The sequence below is a fragment of the Roseibium sp. genome (assembly GCF_965229775.1).
GTDB lineage: Bacteria > Pseudomonadota > Alphaproteobacteria > Rhizobiales > Stappiaceae > Roseibium.
The window spans coordinates 3,822,080-3,839,619 of record NZ_OZ245929.1 but is presented as its reverse complement, the minus strand read 5'-3'; the positions used below and the strand labels follow the sequence as shown (position 1 = coordinate 3,839,619).

The following is a 17,540-nucleotide window of genomic DNA, read 5'->3' as shown; positions in this document are numbered from 1 at the left end:
AGCTAACGGTTGGCATTGACTGTGACCTTTGTCACCTTGCCGCCCTTCAGCACCGACAGGACATAGACATAACCGCCGCCCTGCTGACACAGCTGCGCCTTGACGATTTCCCCTCCGGCCCTGCCGGCAACCGACCCGAGCGGCGCCGCCTTGCCGCTGGCAACTGCCTGCCGTGCCTGGGACTGGGACAGGCACGCTGCATGGGCGGGCTGGACCATCGACAGGGTCAGCAGCAGTATCGCAAAGAACCGTTTCACGTAACCTGTTCCGAATTCGTGTTTCGCTTTCATGGGCAAGGTGTAATCAATTTTTCCTGAACGCAAGCTGAACCCGGCGTTTAGAAACGTTTTTGACAGGTCCGGGCGTCCGATGGCGATTGCTCTGGAAGATCGACCTGCTAATCTTTGCCGATGTCCAGGTCACAACGACTGCCAGCGATGCACGCGTTCGTCAAAGCAGGGCTTTCCTGCGCCACGGGCCATCTGCGTTCCCTCGCCTTCTGTCTCGCTGCGGCAGCCGCCCCCGCGCCCGCCGCAGCCTGTTCGCTGTCGCTCGTTCTCGCCATGGACGCGTCATCGAGCGTCGATCATCTCGAACATGACCTGCAGCTGAACGGCCTGGCGAATGCGCTGAGCGACCCTGAAGTGGTTCAGGCCATCGAAGCCGTCGGCGGGATCTGGATCATGAGTTTCGAATGGAGCGGTCAGCGCCAGCATTTTCTGCAGTTCGGCTGGCGCTATCTCGAAGATGCCGAAGACGCCGACGAGGCAGCCGAGGAACTCAGAACGTCGCACAGAGGCTTCATCGGCTTTCCGACCGCGATCGGCTATGCCCTTGGCTATGCTGCTGTTCAGATGGGCCGGGCCCCTGCCGACTGCGCCCGCAAGGTGATCGACGTGGCCGGAGACGGCATCAACAATGACGGCTTTCCCCCCTCCAGCGCCTACAAGGCATTTGATTTCGAAGGCGTGACCGTCAACGGCCTCGTCATTGCGGACCAGGACACGACGACGATCGACTACTACCGGGAGCACGTGATCAGCGGCCCCGGTGCCTTTATCGAAGTCGCCGCCGACTACGAGGACTATGCGCGCGCGATGAAGCGCAAGCTCATTCGTGAAATCATCGGCAACGGCTACGCTTCAAGAAACTGAACGTTCAAGCCTTGCGCCGAGCCGACTGCGTTTCAAGGGCCGCGGCGAAGTCCTCTGCGGACATCCTCTCTCCCAATGCTTTCAGAAACAGCTGTTTTTGCGTCTCCGGCGCAAGACCGCCGACAGGGGGATCCGTGTCCAGGTTGGTCGGGAACGAATAGCCTTCCGCACATGCGGAGACCGCCGCCTCGATTTCAGCCCTGCCCCAGTCCCCGGAGCGGCTCTTTTCCAGGAGGACCGGATAGAGCACTTTGGACATTCCCTCCCGGTCGATGTTTTCCATGGCGCGGCAAAAGGCAGACGATATCTGGAGCAGGTTGGCCATGCGCTGAATATCGGCGCTTCTGTTCTCGCCCGCAGCATGGAACAGCGCCGGATTGAAAAAGATCGCATCGCCTTTTTTCAACGGCAACTGAACATAAGCGCTTTCGAAGAAATCCTGGAACACCTTTTCGCGGTAGGCCATGTAACCCGGCCGGTAAAGCTGTGAAAACGGCAGCAGCTTGGTCGGACCGCTTTCAACGGGCATGTCGGCATGGGCAATGCCCCCCTGCAGCGTCATGACCGGGGACAGATCGTGGACATGGGCCGGATAGCCGGCGCAGGTTTCCGCATCCTGAAACCCGAGATGATAGTCCCTGTGCGCCTGCTGCGTCGCGCCGCCCGGACGCACGACGTTGACCTGCGCGGTCATCTGATAATTCGGCCCGAGCCACGCCTCGCAAACCGCGTCGACAAACGGATTGGCAAAGCAGCCGGCGAACGCTTCGGGATCGCGAAAACACAGTTTCTGCAGCGAATTCCAGATCCGGTCATTGGCGCCGGCTGCCGCGAAATGGTCAGCGCCGCCGCCGGCGGCGGCCTTTTCATCGCGGATGATCGCCTGGAAAACGCGGGTCGCGGCGTCGAGTGGCGCGGTGTCGGCAAAGGCGCCGTCAAGCACCAGCACACCCGAGCGATGCATCAGGACATGCGCCCACTCCGCCATGAGCCGGCGTTTTCCCGCCTCGCCGGAAATCACTCGGCCAAGTTCGCTCACCTTGTAGATCGGAACATTCGAGACGATGCGCTCGGCAAGCGGCACCTCACTCTGTTCGAGCTTCTGGTCAACAAGCGCCTTGAAATCGTCGATGCTGCAGCTGCCCGCATCGAAGTAGCCATTGGAGACGACCTGACGATCCATGTTTTCCTCCCGATTTATTCGTTGAGGACAGAGTACGCAAAAACCGGGTTGCGGAGACAGGTAAAATCCATCAAGAATCCATCAATGACCCATCGTTTTCCCGTCAAGGAAATCGCGGTCCAGTCCGGATTGAGCACGGCAACCGTCGACCGGGTCCTGAACAACCGCGCCCATGTCAGCCCGCAGACGCGCCGCCGTGTCCAGGACGCGATTGCGGAACTGACACGGCAGGAAAGCCAGCTTGCGGCCAGGGGCCGGCGGTTTTTCATCGACATCGTCGCAGAAGCCCCCGTGAGGTTCACCCGTCAGATCCAGCAGGCGACCGAGGCGGTTCTTGCCGATTTCAGACCCGCGGCGCTCCGCCCCCGCTTCACCTTCGCCGAGACCATGAGCGCAGAGGAAACCGGCGCGATCGTCGAGAGGATCTTGCGCCGCGGCTCTCAGGGAGTGTGCCTCAAGGCACGAAACACCGAGGAAACCAGGCATGCCGTCAGGCAACTCGAAGGCAAAGGCATTCCGGTCGTTACCGTCTTCACCGACATACCGGACATCGACCGGCTGGCCTATGTGGGGCTGAACAACGAAAAGGCCGGGCGAACGGCCGCCTACCTGATGCTGAAACTGCTCAAGGACGATGACAGGACACTCCTGACCACCCTCAGCCAGCACAGTTTCCAGGGCGAGGAAGACCGCTTCAGGGCATTCCGGTCCGAGCTTTCAAGGTTGCGTCCCGAGCTGGAACTGATCGATGCCAGCGGCGGCGGCGGGCTCAGCCCGGCAACCGCGCTCGGCGTGCGCGACAAGCTTCAAGGCGTGAAGGCAATCTCCGGCGTCTATTCGATGGGTGGCGGAAACCTGGCAATCCTCAGAGCGCTGGAGGCTGCAGGGATCGAACCGGGTGTCTTCATTGCCCACGATCTGGATGAAGACAATCTGGAGCTGCTGCGCGCTGAAAAACTGTCCCTGGTGCTCTATCACGACCTGCGCTCAGACATGCGGCTGGCCCTCCGGCATCTCCTCGCCTTCCACGGCGTCGGCGAACCGCCGCGCTCGTCGGAGAGCGACATTCAGGTGGTCACGCCCCTGAACATTCCCGGTGACATCTGAACCGGGAATGTTCAGGCATCGGGCCGCCCGTGGCCCTGCGCTTCCATGGAGCGGTAGAAATCCTTGAGCGTCTTGCCGGGCTCCGGCCTGAAAACATCGCCCGTGTCCTTCACGTCGGACATGCGGTCCAGACGGAACATGCGAAAGTCCCGGCGCAGTTCGCACCACGCCACAAGTGTCCAGACCTTGCCCCAGAACCAGAGGCCCAGCGGCCGTATCACGCGCGCAGACGCATCGCCCTTGCCGTCCATGTAGGAGATCGACAGGCTCTTGCGTGCGTCCGCCGACATCTCCAGGAAGTCGATGAGCGCGCGCACTTCCGGCGTCATCTCCGGAGCGAAGGCGTGGATCTCGATCTCGTTCTGGCGCACGCGCATCTTGTCCGGCATGACGGCGTCGATCTTGATCATCGCCTCTTCGGCGGCGCGCGCCATCGCAGCGCCTCCCCAGGCGCGGATCAGACGGGCGCCGGCCAGAAGCGCAACTATTTCGTCTCGGGTGAACATGAGCGGAGGAAGGTCATAGCCATCGCGCATGATGTAGCCGACCCCGGCCGCCCCCTCGATGGGAACACCGGAGGCCTGAAGATCGGCAACGTCGCGATAGATCGTGCGCTCCGATACTTCAAGCCATTCGGACAGCTGCCGGGCCCGGACAAGCCGTCCACCGCGCAGATACTGCACGATCTGGAACAGGCGGTCGGCGCGTCTCATGCGCGGGGGCCCCTTCGAAGAACAGGTTTCAAAACGTCACTCCACATTCTCCAAAAGGGCTCCCTTGGTGACCTAGCTTGCGTTGAAGGCGAACATTCCGATCGAATTCCCGTCCGGGTCAATGCCATAGGCGAATCGACCGGCCGGTATGGGGATCGGATCGGATACTACCTCGCCGCCTGCTTTCGCGAAGCGTTCCATCGTGGCTTCGAGCGCATCGGGACACAAAATGTGGATCGTCGGTCCCGTCCCTTTTGCAGCAGGCTGCCCGGGATACAGATGTCCCGCAACGCCCATGTCCGTCTTGGTCGGGAACATGGCGATGTGGTTCGGCCCCATATCCGTGATCAGGTTCAGTTCGGTCTGAAATACCTCGTTGTAAAAGCGCATCGCCTTGTCGAGGTCCGAAACCGGAATTTCCATCCAGACATTGAAATTGTCAGGAACGAAAGTCATGAAAAGTCTCCTGTTGTGCTGCGATGGGAGGACCCTAGCAGCCCCCTCCTGACAGCCTTCTGTCAGGAGAGTTTCCGGTTTTCGTTTCTGCTGCCGACGCGATTGACCACGGGCGTATGACACTTTTTGGAATGTGTGACACAGCGTGCATCCGGTTTGATGCAAAACCTTAACGTGATAGACAATCTATCGTCACCAAAGCCATTGACAGTCGGCCTGGCTGGCACAGCAGCCATACCCTTCGGAGGCTCTCATGAAAAAACTGACCCTGGCCCTGCTTCTGGCAGGCACGAGCGCAGTCGCATCCGGTGCGAATGCCAAGGATGCAAGTTACGTCGGCGGCGTGGACGTGGTTCGCGGCGATCAGGCAGCGGAAACAGCGCGCGGCAAGGTATTCGTCGACACGAACCGCAATTCGAGACTGGACGAAGGTGAAACGGGTCTCGCGGGTGTCCTGGTCTCGAACGGCAAGGAAGTCACCGTGACCGGATCCGACGGCTCCTACGAGCTGCCTTCCTACGACGACATGAACCTCTTCATGACCAAGCCGGCCGGGTATGCCACGCCGGTCAGCGAGGACATGGTTCCCCAGTTCAACTACGTGCACAAGGTCGCCGGCTCGCCGGACCTGCGCTTCGGCGGCATCGCGCCGACCGGCCCGCTGCCGCAGGCCGTGAATTTCCCGCTGATCGAGGACACGGTCGGCGATGACTTCCAGTGTCTCGTCTTCGGCGACCCCCAGCCCTACAGCAATGCCGAAATCTCCTATGTGCGCAAGACGGTCGGCAACATGCTGACCAACCGCGACAACTCCAAAACGGAATGTCTGCTCTTCGAAGGCGATGTCATGGGGGACGACCTGTCGCTCTATCCCAGGTTCAAGAAGATCATCGCGACCGGCAGCGTGCCGCAATACTACGTTGCCGGCAACCATGACCTCGATTTCGATGCAAAAAGCGATGCCGACAGCTTCGACACCTTCCGCCGCGAATTCGGGCCGGAATATTATTCCTTCGACATCGGTCAGGTGCATTTCGTCGTTCTCGATGACGTGCGCTATCCGTGCAACGGGGTCGATGACCACGCGTTCTGCGACCTGTCCGCCAGGCCGTCCTATAACGGCGTCATATCCGAGCGCCAGCTTGAGTGGCTGAAGAACGACCTTGCCAATGTTCCGCAAGACAAGCTGATTGTCCTGAACGCGCATATCCCGTTCGTGACCTACACGGATGCGCTCGCTCAGAAGCACCAGGTCGACAATCTGGACAAGCTCTACGAGCTCATCGGCGAGCGCCCGGCGCTCGGCCTTTCCGGCCACACGCACACAACGGAGCAGATCCTGCCGGGCGAATATTTCAAAGGCTGGAAGGAAGCGACCAATACCGGACCGGCGAAATTCCACCAGATCGTGACCGGTGCGGTGTCCGGCAGCTGGTGGGCGGGTGATCTGAACAATTCGGGCGTGCCCCACGGAACGCAGCGCCTGGGCTCGCCGCGCGGCTACTACGTGCTGGATTTCTCAGGCCCGGACTATGTCGACACCTACGTGACCTTCGAAGGTACGAGCAACGACCAGATGCACGTCTCCTTCAACACGCCGCGGTTCCGCACCTGGGCGGAAAGGCTGATCGGCTACACCAAACTCTACGATGTGCCGAGCGACATCACGCCGCCGGTCACCGTCAACGACCTCGGTGACATGGACATGCTGACCAGAGACGATCTCGCCGGAACGACCTATGTCGCCATCAACGTCTGGAACGGATCAAGGGACTCCAAGGTTTCGTTCACGATCAACGGGGGCGCGGTGACCGAGGCGGTGCGCACACAAAAGGGGGAAGGCGAAGAAGCACTGGCCGGTCCGGCCTATGCCGATCCGCTCGCCCTTGCGAAACAGTCGACCAACGGCCGGATCGCCGTTAAGAGCACCGATGGCGGAGAAGAGACCGCGGGCTTCTATACCTGGAAGGGCACCCACTGGACGGGGGTTGCAGGTCCGTTCCAGGACTGGATGCTTTCCAACAAATCCAGCCATTTGTGGCGCGCGGAACTGCCGAAGGATCTGCCGGTCGGCGTTCATACACTCGAAGTGACGACAACTGACCGCTACGGGCGCATGTTCAAACGGTCCAGGACGTTTGAAATCGTCGAGGCGTTGCCGCAGATGACGTGGCAGGAAAAATTCTGGCAGTAGTCCGGCAAAACTGCCGGAGACCGCCTGCAAGGCTTGTCCCGGGTGCATGCTGCGCCCGGGACCGTTTGGACAAGGACCATGAAACCGATTTGCCAGCGCATCAGCCGCGCCTTTGAAATCTTCATTTTCTGCGCGGTTGCGACCTTGCTGACCTGTGCGCCCTCCTCCGCTCATTTTTCCGAGGGCACGAAGGTTCGCACGATCCTTGTCGCGGAAGATGGCGGCGATCTCGTCTCCATCGTGCGGGTGCCCGCACCGCTGGTGTTTTCCGACCTGGTCGGCAGGGCGCAAGTGGAACAGGTGCCGTTGTCGTCGCCCTTTCTGCACCTGGAAACCACCGGCACCGGCGTGCGCTACCGGATCGACATGGCAGCCGTAGCCCGGAACCGGCCGGGTTTTGAGGACAGGCTGCTGGCCGCTCTCGTTTTTTCGCAGGCCGGGCTCGACCTGACCGCCTCCCTCACCGGTTTCACGGTTCATGCTCGCCGGCCGCAACAGCTGCTGGACAGCCTTGACGCGGCGCAGGCAGCAGTCAGGGGCAAAAGCACCTCCCTCGATCCCGTCTTCGGCGCTGCGGTCATCGACTATGCCGTACGGATCGAAAGCCCGGATCCTGCCGGTGACGTCGAGATCAGATCCGGATACGCCCCTCTGCTGCCGGGCCCCGGGGTCGCGATCGAAAACCATCTTGTCGATGCAAGAACGCAGCCGCCGCTGTCATCGACCGCGCCGGGACAACTGGAGACACCGGCGGTTCTGGACGGATCGCGCCTGTCCACCTTCCTGCATTTCGTCTACCAGGGCATGCTGCACATTCTCGAAGGGCTGGATCATGTTCTTCTGGTCATTGCTCTTGCGCTCGGTGTCGGTGCGACGCGCAAGCTCATTTATCTGGTAACCGCCTTCACGATCGGCCACTCCGTCACGCTGATCGCGACCTTTCTGGGCGCAACGCCCGCCTGGCCGTGGTTCATTCCGGCCGTGGAGGCGGCGATCGCGGCCTCCGTTCTCTACGCGGCCGTCGCGGCGATGGTCCGGAAATCCGGATCCGTGCTGATCTTCGCCGGGATCGGATTGCTCCACGGTCTCGGGTTTTCCTTCGTCCTCGGTGAGATCCTGGGACGGAACGCACCGGATCTTGTGCCGGCCCTGCTTGCCTTCAATGTCGGCATCGAGGTCGGCCAGCTGCTGATCCTGGCGGTCACCCTATCCGTCGTCTTTTGCCTCGAAAAACTGGCCACACCGGCCTTGCGGCCTGCAAGACTCGGCACACTTGCCGCCATTGCGATCCTGTCTTCGTGGTGGGTCGCTGAGCGTCTGGGCGGGGTCGTGTCGGCTGTCTGACAGGATACCCCGCAGTCGATACCCCGTTACTGGTTGTGCAAGGTCTGCGGATCTGCGCGTTTTGCGCGGCAAGCGCGTGCGCTTTCCACGATCCGTTGCCCTTTCACCAAGGGATTTGCCGGCTGATTGATCTGCCTCAAGGTCGCTCGTGCGTCTTGGCGGCACCTTGTGCTTCTAAAAAGGAGGCATGAATGAGCCACGTTCCCCACGAACTGCACGAAGAATTTCCGGAAGCCGCGGACGCAATTCACACGTTGAAAACCAATGACGCCCACTTTTCGCGCCTGGCCGAGGAGTATCACACCGTCAATCGCGAAGTGCATCGCATTGAAACGAATGTGGAACCCGCTGCAGACGAGGTACTGGAAGACCTGAAGAAAAAACGCCTTCATCTGAAGGACCAGATAGCCGCGATGTTGACGGCTGCGGCAAACACCGCGACCTGAGCCCCTCCTTTTCAGGCCGGTGTGAGTGCCCGCGTCGTCCCCGTCCGACGGCGCGGGCCGCCCTTCCAGGGCAACAAAGCGCTGCGCGCAAGGACGCGGCAGTCCTTCCCGATCACATCCGTTCAACGAGCAGCCACCACGACGACGTGGACGGAGCCAGCTTTTCAGGTAACGCTGAAATTGTTTCGCTATTTACATAACGCTGCGGTAGTTGGTCTTGTAGGCTGCGCAAATGAATCGGAGAAACCCTTTTAGGGCCAGATGTTTGAGAGACCCGGGAGCAACGCGGGATGCCGGTATCCAGGTTGACGCTGCGGCGTTCCATCTCGGATTGACGCGGGCCGACCGCCTTGCCGATGCATTCTCCGACGTGGCCTTGACCCGCTCCGGATCGTTGCTCCGATCGATTCAACCACCGGCTTCGCGCTCTTCGACAGCCAGACGCGTGCCGACTTCCGATATTACCCGCGCAGCCCAGTCCTCTGCGCACACACTGCGCAGATACCGTCATTGCGTGCGGTGGCGCCCGGTGCCAGCCATGCAACATGACAGGGTACGGGTCACCGTTCACACCTCCTTCGAGGCGGAAAACAAGGCTGAGGAGCGTGCCGCCCGCTTTGCGTTCTTCTTCGTGATCGAGGTCGACGATTTCAGCATCGCCTTGCCCATTGCGATCGACGACCCCGACCCCGGTAACCTGGAGACGATCCGGCAAACAGCGATTCAGGACTTCCGGATGCTCGTCCACCAGATCGCCGACGCCCCGGTCGCCAACGGCGTGACCGCACTCAAGAAAGCGCATGATATCAGCATTGACGCCTGACCGGGACAGGCGACTGCGGAAGCAGAAGCCCCACCACGCAGGGCGGTGCTTGGTTTTGCGTCTGGTGCCTCGTTCGGCCACTTTTTACCACCTGACGAGCTAAGCAGGCATCCCGTCGGCGAACCAAGAATAGGGCACCGTGATGCTTGTCCGTTATACCTTGAGCGCAGACGGGTGACGATCCGGTCGAAACACTTCGACACCTGTGCGGCTGTCAGGCGCAACCCGTTTCAGACCGCGCGACAGAGCCGCCCGCAGATTTATGCGCAGCCGCTCGACTTTCGGTTGCGCTTTTGCTTGTATGCAGGCGGGGGACCGGAAAGGTCTGATATGGAAGTGACATTCGCGGCTGTTCTGGCGGCCTGCGGAGGCTGGTTCAGGCGGAAGGTGCTCACACGACTGGATCCCGTGTACGACAGTCCAGAGCCTGCGGACACAGCTGATCCCTTCACCCGGTACTACAATCCCGCCGAGTTTCAGGAGCTTGCCGAACCCTATCGGGATGCCCGGCACCGGCTGTGGGCGAAGATCGCGAAAAAGCGCTGGAAAATGAACCCCGCCTATATGGGCATGCCACGTCTTGAAGAACTTGACGCGGTCGTTGAAGAAGCCGTCGAAACCCGCACGGCGTTTGCGGTGTTCTGGAATCATGAGCGCGCAGAAGATGATGAGCTTCATGACCTGGTGAAACAGGAATATGCCAAGCTTGTCGGGCTTGAAATGGACGCCGAAGATGCCCGGTTTGAATGGCTTGAACAAATCGCCCGGTGGCTTGACGGCATTGGGGCGCTTTCGCTTGAAGAGATCCACAGCTACAAGCCAAAGGAATGGTCCAACGCCGTGCGTCAGGCTCTTGACCGCCAGATAAGCGGCAAGTCCCCGCCTGTTCAGAAAACCGCGCCGCCGGAAGAAACCGCCATAGCACCGACCGACTAGGTTCTCGACATTCGGCAAAGGCTTTGTCCGGATGCGGCCTGGGGGACCGGAAAGAGATCTTGCAAGACGATCTCCAGTCTACGAAATTGTCATTCCGGCTGAAGCGCAGCCGGAAGGCCGGAATGACAAGCTCGTTGTCTGCAGACCGCCTCACGAGATCCAAGTCAGCTTTTACCGGAAAGCAGTGGGATTGAATATCGTGTGACGTCCACATTTGCGACTTTTGATTTTGGTGCAGAGGCCGGTTTCGGAGACGTCGAGATCTTCACACATGCGGCATTCTGGCGGCTCTGACGCTCCCGACAATCATTCCTGACGATTCTCGGGCCGTTGCTTGGAGATCTGTAGTTCCGGTGTAAAAATGATCACCGGTACATAGAGAAGTGTTTTATGGCCTCATCGTATATGTCCGAGTTTTCTTTCATCAAATCTGTGACTTTGTCTAAAGTCTTTCTTTCTTGAAATAACTCTCGATAGGATAATTTGCGATTTGTATTTACATTTTTTTTCTCCTCTTGAATATTGCAGTTAAATGTTGTGCAAAATCGAGAAAGACTTTCCTGGTATTCCTCTACAATACCAATGAAATCAAGTTGCTTCACTTGGACGTGCCCAAGATGAAGACGAAATGCTTTGTGCAGATTGAGGTTTTTGATATCAGTAATATCGTCTCCAGAAATCAAGTGAGGATGTTTTTTTCGGACATACAGCAGATAAGAGCCAACCCAGTCGATTGGCTCTCGGAAAAAGATGCCGGTTTTTACATTCTTTTTATTGCGCAAATTGCCAAACTCATCGAGGCAGTAATGACCATAGACAATTCCAGATTGCGGAATTTGTTTTGCGCGCCTCCTTCGAAACTTCTGCTTAATTATGTAAAAATCTGTCTTGTTCCGAGTTTTTCTGAGTGGATCTGAATAATATTTATGGAAACGAGACCCAAATTCGGATGATAGGCTTTTGCGAAAGCTTGTTCCTCCGCATTTAGGCATGTGAACCATTAATAAAACCATTATTACTACTGCTCTATTTAGATATGAGATTTTAAACAAGTTATAGTTGATATTTTTAAAGTTCGTCAACTTTAATTTTATGTGAGGCTATTATGAGCTCATTCACTAGGTGTGGACCCCTAGAGTCCGCGTGGCCGAGCATGTGGCAGCCAACAAGACCTCGACCTCCGCCGCGCCGCGTTTCACCTGAAAATTCTGCCCCCAAATACGCCAAGCCTGAACGCGGTTTGCGCTTATGGTCTAATCCGCCCCGGACATCCTCGCCTAGTCTGTCTGCGTGACATACTTCCTTGGCATCGCCGCTCTGGTCGCGTTCATCGTGTCCGTTGTTTTTCTCCTGTTGCTGCCTTTCACGCCGGGCCGCCGGTTGCGTCTGCTGGGCGGGTCAATTGGTTTCCTTTTCACGTCGATCACCTGCGCGACGCTTGCTTACAGCTCTGACATGGTCACGCTTGCCGAGTACGCGAGGGAAAGCAAAAACGGATCGCCGGACGATTGCAGCACTGCAACGGATTGCTGGCTCGACAAGTCGTGGCGTACCGCCACCCTTTACTGCCCCGCCATCATCGAGCGATTTGCAATGCGGGAGTTAGAATGGATCGACGGGCTCTTCGAGCCGAAGTTCAACCGCATCCGGCTGGACAATCCGCAAGGTGCTGCAGTCACCATGATCGGCGACAAGCTCAGGTTTCAGAACAGCTCCGGCGAATGGTCACGCATGACGTACGAATGCGACGTCCTTCCGGAGACCGACATCATCGTCGACGTCCGCGTCGACGCGAGGGACTGACGAGGAATGAACGGGTGACCGGTAGAGAGGCGTTCATGAGTGTTATCATTTTCATCCTGGCAGCCGGCGTCCTTTTGGGGTCGTTCCTAGGATATCGAGAAGGGACAAAAGACGGCTTCGACCGCGGGTTTGAACACGGCGTTCTGCGCGCAGACAAGATGTGGGCGGACAGGAGCCACACCCTCGTGGATACGCTCACAGACGGTGCCACCCGGAGATACGCTCAAAACAGGCTCTGCGGCTGGACGGGCAAGCACTTCGATTTCAACAAAGGAAGATGCGTCGCCAAAAAAGCAGCGCCCAGATAGGCATCAGGGGCCCGAACGAACGGGCCTGCCAACAAACAGAGTGTGCTGTTTCTCTACAGACCGACCCTCGTGCAACTACAAAAAACCCCCAGCGCCCCAAAAAAATGGCGCCAGGACTTTATCGAAAGCCCGGCGCCAGTCTGGGGAGGAACGACCCTCATCGTTCGAGTAAAATGTGGGATTTCCGGGCCAAACTTACAAGGAAATAAAGTGTGAGATAAGTGTGAGGAAAGTCCGCTTTCCTTTCGCTTTCATCAAATAATACAGAGCCTTATTCGAGACCTTGACGGGGCGGAATGAGTCCTGTTTGCTCTGGGAGATCTTCAATCCCCGGGGCGATTCATGGCCAGGTTCTTCCTCATCCTCTCCTGTTTCCTTCTGTTCGTGCCCGGGCTTGCCCTGGCCGCCGACTACTGCGTGGACGTCAATTCGAAAAAGGGCTGGCAGGGTGTCACCATACCCGATGGCCAGATCACGCGGGTCAGCTTTTCGGGCGGCTGGAGTGTGATCAACGGGGTCTACAAGCCTGTCGGGCCACGCGGCTATTCCGGCAAGGATGCCAAAAGCCTCGGCCCGTTTTACGGCTACAAGTTCGACCAGTCCTATGCCTTCGGGGAAATGCTCGTGAGAGACCAGGCTGGACGGATCGTGCCCTTTGCCGAATTCAGTGCCCTGGCGGTCAATACACGCAACCCGGCCGGCAACTATGCTTTCCGGATCAATGATCTCGACAAGGCCCTGTGGGACAATGCCGGTGTGATCAGGGTCTGCATATCCATGCGCTGAGGCGTGTTTCAGGAGAAAACGGCGACATGAGCCAAAAAACAGCACTTGTCACCGGTGCCGCGCGCGGCATCGGTCTTGCGACCTCGAAGCTGATGATCGAGCGCGGCTGGCAGGTTGCCATGCTGGACCGGGACGAAGATGAACTTGCCAAGGTCACAGCAGGCCTCGCAAATGCCGCCCCGTATTACTGCGACGTGTCGATCCAGAGCGACGTCGAGAAAACACTGCCCGCCATTCTTGAGAGGTTCGGGCGGCTCGACGCCGTGGTGAATAATGCCGGCGTTGCCCAGTTCGGCCCGATCGAAGGGACCGATTTCCAGACCTGGCGCACGGTGATGGACACCAATCTGGACGGGGTCTTCCTGGTTTCACAGGCGGCCGTCCCCGCGCTGAAGGAGACGCGGGGGGCGATCGTGAACATTGCCTCGATCTCCGGTCTGCGCGCCTCGACGCTGCGCGTTGCCTATGGCACTTCCAAGGCCGCCGTCATTCATCTGACCAAGCAACAGGCGGCTGAGCTTGGCGAATTCGGTGTGCGCGTGAACTGCGTCTGCCCGGGTCCGGTGCGCACGAAGCTCGCCATGGCCGTCCACAGCCAGGACATCATCGACGCCTATCACGACGCCATTCCGCTCAACCGCTACGGCAGCGAAAACGAAATCGCCGAGGTCATCGAATTCCTGTGTTCGGAACGTGCGAGTTACGTCACCGGCCAGATCATCGCTTCGGACGGCGGTTTCGAAAGCACCGGAATAGGCCTGCCGTCGCTGCGGAGCTGATATCGTTACACGGCCGCGGTCAGAAACTGCGCCGCGACCTGACGGTGATGCGGGCGATCGCGGTGCTCGAAGAGATAGATCCCCTGCCAGGTTCCCAGCACCATTTCGCCGTCCACGACCGGAATGGACAGGGAAACGGGCAGCAGCGACGCCTTGATGTGGGCGGGCATGTCGTCCGGCCCTTCGTAGGTGTGGATCAGGTACTGCATGCTGGGGTGATCTGAATGCGGCACGAGACGCTCGAAAAAGGCCTTGAGATCAACCTGCACGTCCGGATCGGCATTTTCCTGGATCAGCAGGGAACAGGACGTGTGCCGGACAAAGAGCGTCAGCAGCCCCTCACCCGCCCCTTCCTCGCGGAGCCAGGACGACACGGTGCGCGTGAACTCGTAAAGACCCGGTCCCCCGGTTTTCAAGGAAAAGACTGTGTGCATTCCGGTCTCGTTTCCCGTGTCGAAATCATGACTTGGGTCGACATTATACCAACCTCAACAAGTAAGAAGCCGTTTGATGGTCTTTTTAAGGTTCGCCGGCAAGGAGCGGTGCGCGGACCGGCCTGGTTGGCCGGTCAAGCGGCGCGACGCAGTCCGGCGGGCCTGAAGAGACCACCGGAGGCCGCGACATGAGAGCGTTCCGCCGTGTCGCGCATCTTGGCCGATGCTCCACATCGCCCTGCGACACGCTCCTCGCGGAACACTCTCATGTCACGGTCGAATAGGTTCTTACTTGTTGAGGTTGGTATTAGCGAATAAAGCCCCGGTTGCAATTGCCCGGACCCGCCGCCATGTTGACGTGTGACCTGTTCCCAACCGGTTTGCCCCCTTCCGGAAGCCCCATGCCTGATGCAAGACCCAAGATACTGATCGCGACGCTCGGAACGCGCGGCGATGTCCAGCCTTATGTCGCACTGGCGCAGGAACTGGCCCTGCAAGGGGCAGACGTGGTCCTGAGCACGGGGGAAGGTTTTGAGGACATGATCGAGCGCGCCGGTGCGCGCGCGCGGCCGGTGCCGGTGAACTACCAGACCCTGTTGCAACAGGAGGACATAAGGGCTGCCCTGCATTCGCTCAAGGGGATGATCAGGGCCGCGCGTCAGAACATCGTGCTCCAGCGCGAGATCGTGAAAGAGCTCTGGCAGATCGGCCTGGAGGAAAAACCGGACCTGATCCTCTTCAACCTGAAAGCAACGGTGATGACGCTCGTGGGCCGCAGGCTGGGCGTTCCGGCCCTGCCGACCAGCCTGCAACCGGTTCTGGCCGCAACAGGCGACTTTCCACTGGCGCTGTTCGGACTGCCCGACATGGGCGCCTTCCTCAATCGCCGGAGCTTCGGTTTCGGCCGCCTCCTGATGAAAGCTGGTCTCGGATCGCTTTTCAGGCCCCTCAAACAGGACGCGGCGGCAGAGCTCTCCATGCCGGGTTCTACGATTGACGGGTTTCAGCCCACCAGCGGCAAGGCACTTTCGCTCCAGGCCTTCTCGCGTGCGCTTGTGCCGACACCGGCCGACTGGTCTGCCGAATTCTGGCAGTGCGGCTACTGGTTCACCCCGTCTCCGGCTGACTACGCTCCCCCCGATGATCTGAGGCAGTTTCTCGCCGCAGGCGCTCCGCCGGTCTATCTCGGCTTCGGCTCCATGCCGAGCAAGAACCCGGAAGATCTGACGAAAACAGTGCTTGCGGCACTCCTGCAAACCGGCCAGCGTGCCGTCCTTGCCACCGGCTGGGGCGGGCTTGCCCGGGAGGCATTGCCCAGCGGGCTTTCCGGTAACGTCTTTCTGATCGACAAGGCACCGCACAGCTGGCTGTTCCCGCAATGCAGCGGTGTCGTGCACCACGGCGGTGCCGGTACGACGCACGAAGCGCTGCGCTGGGGCCGGCCGTCGCTTGTCTGCCCCGTTTTCGGCGACCAGCCGTTCTGGGGCCAGCGTGTGCACGGGATCGGGGCCGGACCGGAGCCGGTCGCCCAAAAGAAACTGACACCGGACGGCCTTGCCCGGGCCCTGAAGGCGCTCGAACACCCGGACCATGCTGTCGCAGCCGGCAAGGCGGCAGAGGTGATGGGCAATGAACCCGGGGCAAAAGGCGCTGCCGCGCGCATCCTGACCCTCGCTACAACCGGATAATACGGAGACACGTCCGCGAGGGAGAAAGCAGTCTCCGTCTCGTGCCGAGCCCGGCAAACTGCCGTAATCAGGCTTCCAGCGCCTTGCTGATCTCCTGGTTGGTGACCCAGCCGATCACCGGCTCGGACGGGCTTCCGTTCGCCGTCACGAAGACATCCTGGCAATCGTCCCTGCTTTCCATGCGCATCTTTGCGTCGGCAAGGGTTGCGCCTGCGCGTGCGAAGGCGATGGAATGCGTGATGAAGTTGCCGAATTTTTCAGGAGCGCGGGTTTCGCTTTCAAGATCATGCACCTTGTCCAGCGTGTCGGCATTGGCCGCCTCGTTCTTGAAGTTCACGGCTGCACCGGATGACGCCACCACGGCCCGCATCTCGCTCCAGATGCTCCTGTGAATGATGCCGATACAGGCCTTGGTTGCCGTCAGGATCACGACCCTGGAAATCGGCCTGCCACCGGGCAGCTTCTGTTCCATGGCTTCCGCGATCTTCTGAAGCGGTACGTCCCGCAGGTTGTCGTTGGGGGCGTCCACGCTGCCGACGATGGCGCTGAGCGGGATCATCGCCTCCTCGATCGACACAGACCTGAGTTTCTTGCCCGACAGCTTGACCAGGCTTTCGGTCGCCTTGCTGGCTGCCTCGAAGTTCTGCTTGCTGAAGTAGTAGGCAAGAACGGTTCCGACCCAGGTCGCGAACAGAGGCAGAAGGGCCGCGAAAACATACTGACTGTTCTCGACCTGCTTATCGGGGTCCTTGACTACAACCGTGCCGACGAACAGCACCACGAGAGACACGACAACCAGTCCGCCAATGGACAGTTTCACGATGTCTTCGGCAAGCATCTCACGGAAGCCCGACGACGCTCCTGACGCAGCGTTCGCCTGCCCATCAGCCTTGTCTCTGGCTTTCCAAAGCAAAACAACCACAATAAAAATGGCAACCAAAAGCCCGATTATTATTGCGTTCGACGTGCCTGTTCCCAGCATAGCCCCCTCCGTAAATTCTAAAATCGAAAAATGAACTTTAAAAACAAGATCGAATACTAAATCAGCAGTCAGCCTGCCACTACCAACCGGGTTGCAATCTGAAATTGAACGGCGCTAATCCAAGATCCGGCTCGCGATCAGAACCGGCGACGTGTACAGCCTGCAATCGAACCGGGGGAACGGATCGGCGCGGCGTTTTTGGCCCGCCCTAGGCGCAGGTCTTCCTGCCGGCGCGGACACGTGGCTGACGCATTCGGATGGAGTGGCTGCGCTTTCGTTGGCGTTCTCTCTTTTCTTTTCCGCGGCAGCCTGACACAACTGTTGCAGCCAGTTTCCGAAAAGGGGTCAGCCATCGTGTTTCCTGCCCGCTACAATGTTTTTGCCATTTGCCTTGCCCTGACGCT

The 17,540-nt window shown here is 59.3% G+C and carries 18 protein-coding genes; 11 read left to right on the top strand and 7 right to left on the bottom strand.

What is annotated here, in order from left to right; translation table 11 throughout:
* Positions 1–2 precede the first annotated feature (2 nt).
* Positions 3–257, bottom strand: a complete 255-nt coding sequence (locus ACO07N_RS17405) for a PepSY domain-containing protein (protein ID WP_421982232.1) — start codon at positions 255–257, stop codon at positions 3–5.
* Positions 258–437: 180 nt separating this feature from the next.
* On the opposite strand from ACO07N_RS17405, the gene ACO07N_RS17400 reads away from it, so the two are divergent.
* Positions 438–1,154 (top strand): DUF1194 domain-containing protein, encoded by a 717-nt coding sequence (locus ACO07N_RS17400; protein WP_421982231.1) that lies wholly within the window; start codon positions 438–440, stop codon positions 1,152–1,154.
* Between the two features lie 4 nt (positions 1,155–1,158).
* On the opposite strand, the gene ACO07N_RS17395 is transcribed toward ACO07N_RS17400, so the two are convergent.
* Complete coding sequence (locus ACO07N_RS17395) at positions 1,159–2,337, bottom strand: phytanoyl-CoA dioxygenase family protein (protein ID WP_421982230.1); 1,179 nt, start codon at positions 2,335–2,337, stop codon at positions 1,159–1,161.
* Positions 2,338–2,421: 84 nt separating this feature from the next.
* On the opposite strand from ACO07N_RS17395, the gene ACO07N_RS17390 reads away from it, so the two are divergent.
* Positions 2,422–3,444 (top strand): LacI family DNA-binding transcriptional regulator, encoded by a 1,023-nt coding sequence (locus ACO07N_RS17390; protein ID WP_421982229.1) that lies wholly within the window; start codon positions 2,422–2,424, stop codon positions 3,442–3,444.
* An 11-nt stretch (positions 3,445–3,455) separates the two neighbouring features.
* On the opposite strand, the gene ACO07N_RS17385 is transcribed toward ACO07N_RS17390, so the two are convergent.
* Both ACO07N_RS17385 and ACO07N_RS17380 read right to left on the bottom strand, forming a co-directional pair.
* On the bottom strand, positions 3,456–4,157 hold the full coding sequence (locus ACO07N_RS17385) for a helix-turn-helix transcriptional regulator (protein ID WP_421982228.1): 702 nt from the start codon (positions 4,155–4,157) through the stop codon (positions 3,456–3,458).
* A 72-nt stretch (positions 4,158–4,229) separates the two neighbouring features.
* Positions 4,230–4,613, bottom strand: coding sequence for a VOC family protein (locus tag ACO07N_RS17380; RefSeq protein WP_421982227.1), 384 nt, complete (start codon positions 4,611–4,613; stop codon positions 4,230–4,232).
* Positions 4,614–4,866: 253 nt separating this feature from the next.
* Between ACO07N_RS17380 and ACO07N_RS17375 the strand changes: the two genes are divergently transcribed.
* From ACO07N_RS17375 to ACO07N_RS17355, 5 genes are all read left to right on the top strand, one after another.
* On the top strand, positions 4,867–6,807 hold the full coding sequence (locus ACO07N_RS17375; RefSeq protein WP_421982226.1) for a calcineurin-like phosphoesterase C-terminal domain-containing protein: 1,941 nt from the start codon (positions 4,867–4,869) through the stop codon (positions 6,805–6,807).
* A 78-nt stretch (positions 6,808–6,885) separates the two neighbouring features.
* The gene (locus ACO07N_RS17370) at positions 6,886–8,151 is read left to right on the top strand and encodes a HupE/UreJ family protein (protein WP_421982225.1); all 1,266 of its coding nucleotides are present in this window, start codon (positions 6,886–6,888) and stop codon (positions 8,149–8,151) included.
* A gap of 191 nt (positions 8,152–8,342) precedes the next feature.
* On the top strand, positions 8,343–8,597 hold the full coding sequence (locus ACO07N_RS17365; RefSeq protein ID WP_421982224.1) for a YdcH family protein: 255 nt from the start codon (positions 8,343–8,345) through the stop codon (positions 8,595–8,597).
* Positions 8,598–9,135: 538 nt separating this feature from the next.
* The gene (locus ACO07N_RS17360; protein WP_421982223.1) at positions 9,136–9,420 is read left to right on the top strand and encodes a hypothetical protein; all 285 of its coding nucleotides are present in this window, start codon (positions 9,136–9,138) and stop codon (positions 9,418–9,420) included.
* Positions 9,421–9,750: 330 nt separating this feature from the next.
* Entirely contained in the window at positions 9,751–10,356 is a 606-nt protein-coding gene (locus tag ACO07N_RS17355) for a hypothetical protein (RefSeq protein WP_421982222.1), read from the top strand.
* 365 nt (positions 10,357–10,721) lie between these two features.
* Here ACO07N_RS17355 and ACO07N_RS17350 read toward each other — a convergent pair whose 3' ends face one another.
* Positions 10,722–11,369, bottom strand: a complete 648-nt coding sequence (locus tag ACO07N_RS17350; protein WP_421982221.1) for a hypothetical protein — start codon at positions 11,367–11,369, stop codon at positions 10,722–10,724.
* Between the two features lie 277 nt (positions 11,370–11,646).
* Between ACO07N_RS17350 and ACO07N_RS17345 the strand changes: the two genes are divergently transcribed.
* The 3 genes from ACO07N_RS17345 to ACO07N_RS17335 all read left to right on the top strand — a co-directional run bounded on the left by ACO07N_RS17345 (position 11,647) and on the right by ACO07N_RS17335 (position 14,032).
* Positions 11,647–12,159, top strand: coding sequence for a hypothetical protein (locus ACO07N_RS17345; protein ID WP_421982220.1), 513 nt, complete (start codon positions 11,647–11,649; stop codon positions 12,157–12,159).
* Positions 12,160–12,809: 650 nt separating this feature from the next.
* On the top strand, positions 12,810–13,253 hold the full coding sequence (locus ACO07N_RS17340) for a hypothetical protein (protein WP_421982219.1): 444 nt from the start codon (positions 12,810–12,812) through the stop codon (positions 13,251–13,253).
* Between the two features lie 26 nt (positions 13,254–13,279).
* Positions 13,280–14,032 carry an SDR family NAD(P)-dependent oxidoreductase gene (locus ACO07N_RS17335; RefSeq protein ID WP_421982218.1) on the top strand — a complete coding sequence of 251 codons (753 nt, stop codon included), beginning with the start codon at positions 13,280–13,282 and terminating at the stop codon, positions 14,030–14,032.
* Between the two features lie 5 nt (positions 14,033–14,037).
* Here the strand turns inward: ACO07N_RS17335 and ACO07N_RS17330 are convergent, their stop codons facing one another.
* Entirely contained in the window at positions 14,038–14,466 is a 429-nt protein-coding gene (locus ACO07N_RS17330) for a secondary thiamine-phosphate synthase enzyme YjbQ (protein WP_421982217.1), read from the bottom strand.
* Positions 14,467–14,867: 401 nt separating this feature from the next.
* Here ACO07N_RS17330 and ACO07N_RS17325 point away from each other — a divergent pair, with 401 nt between their 5' ends.
* Positions 14,868–16,154, top strand: coding sequence for a glycosyltransferase (locus ACO07N_RS17325; protein ID WP_421982216.1), 1,287 nt, complete (start codon positions 14,868–14,870; stop codon positions 16,152–16,154).
* A gap of 67 nt (positions 16,155–16,221) precedes the next feature.
* Here ACO07N_RS17325 and ACO07N_RS17320 read toward each other — a convergent pair whose 3' ends face one another.
* Positions 16,222–16,974 carry a hypothetical protein gene (locus tag ACO07N_RS17320; RefSeq protein ID WP_421982215.1) on the bottom strand — a complete coding sequence of 251 codons (753 nt, stop codon included), beginning with the start codon at positions 16,972–16,974 and terminating at the stop codon, positions 16,222–16,224.
* Positions 16,975–17,540: the final 566 nt, after the last annotated feature.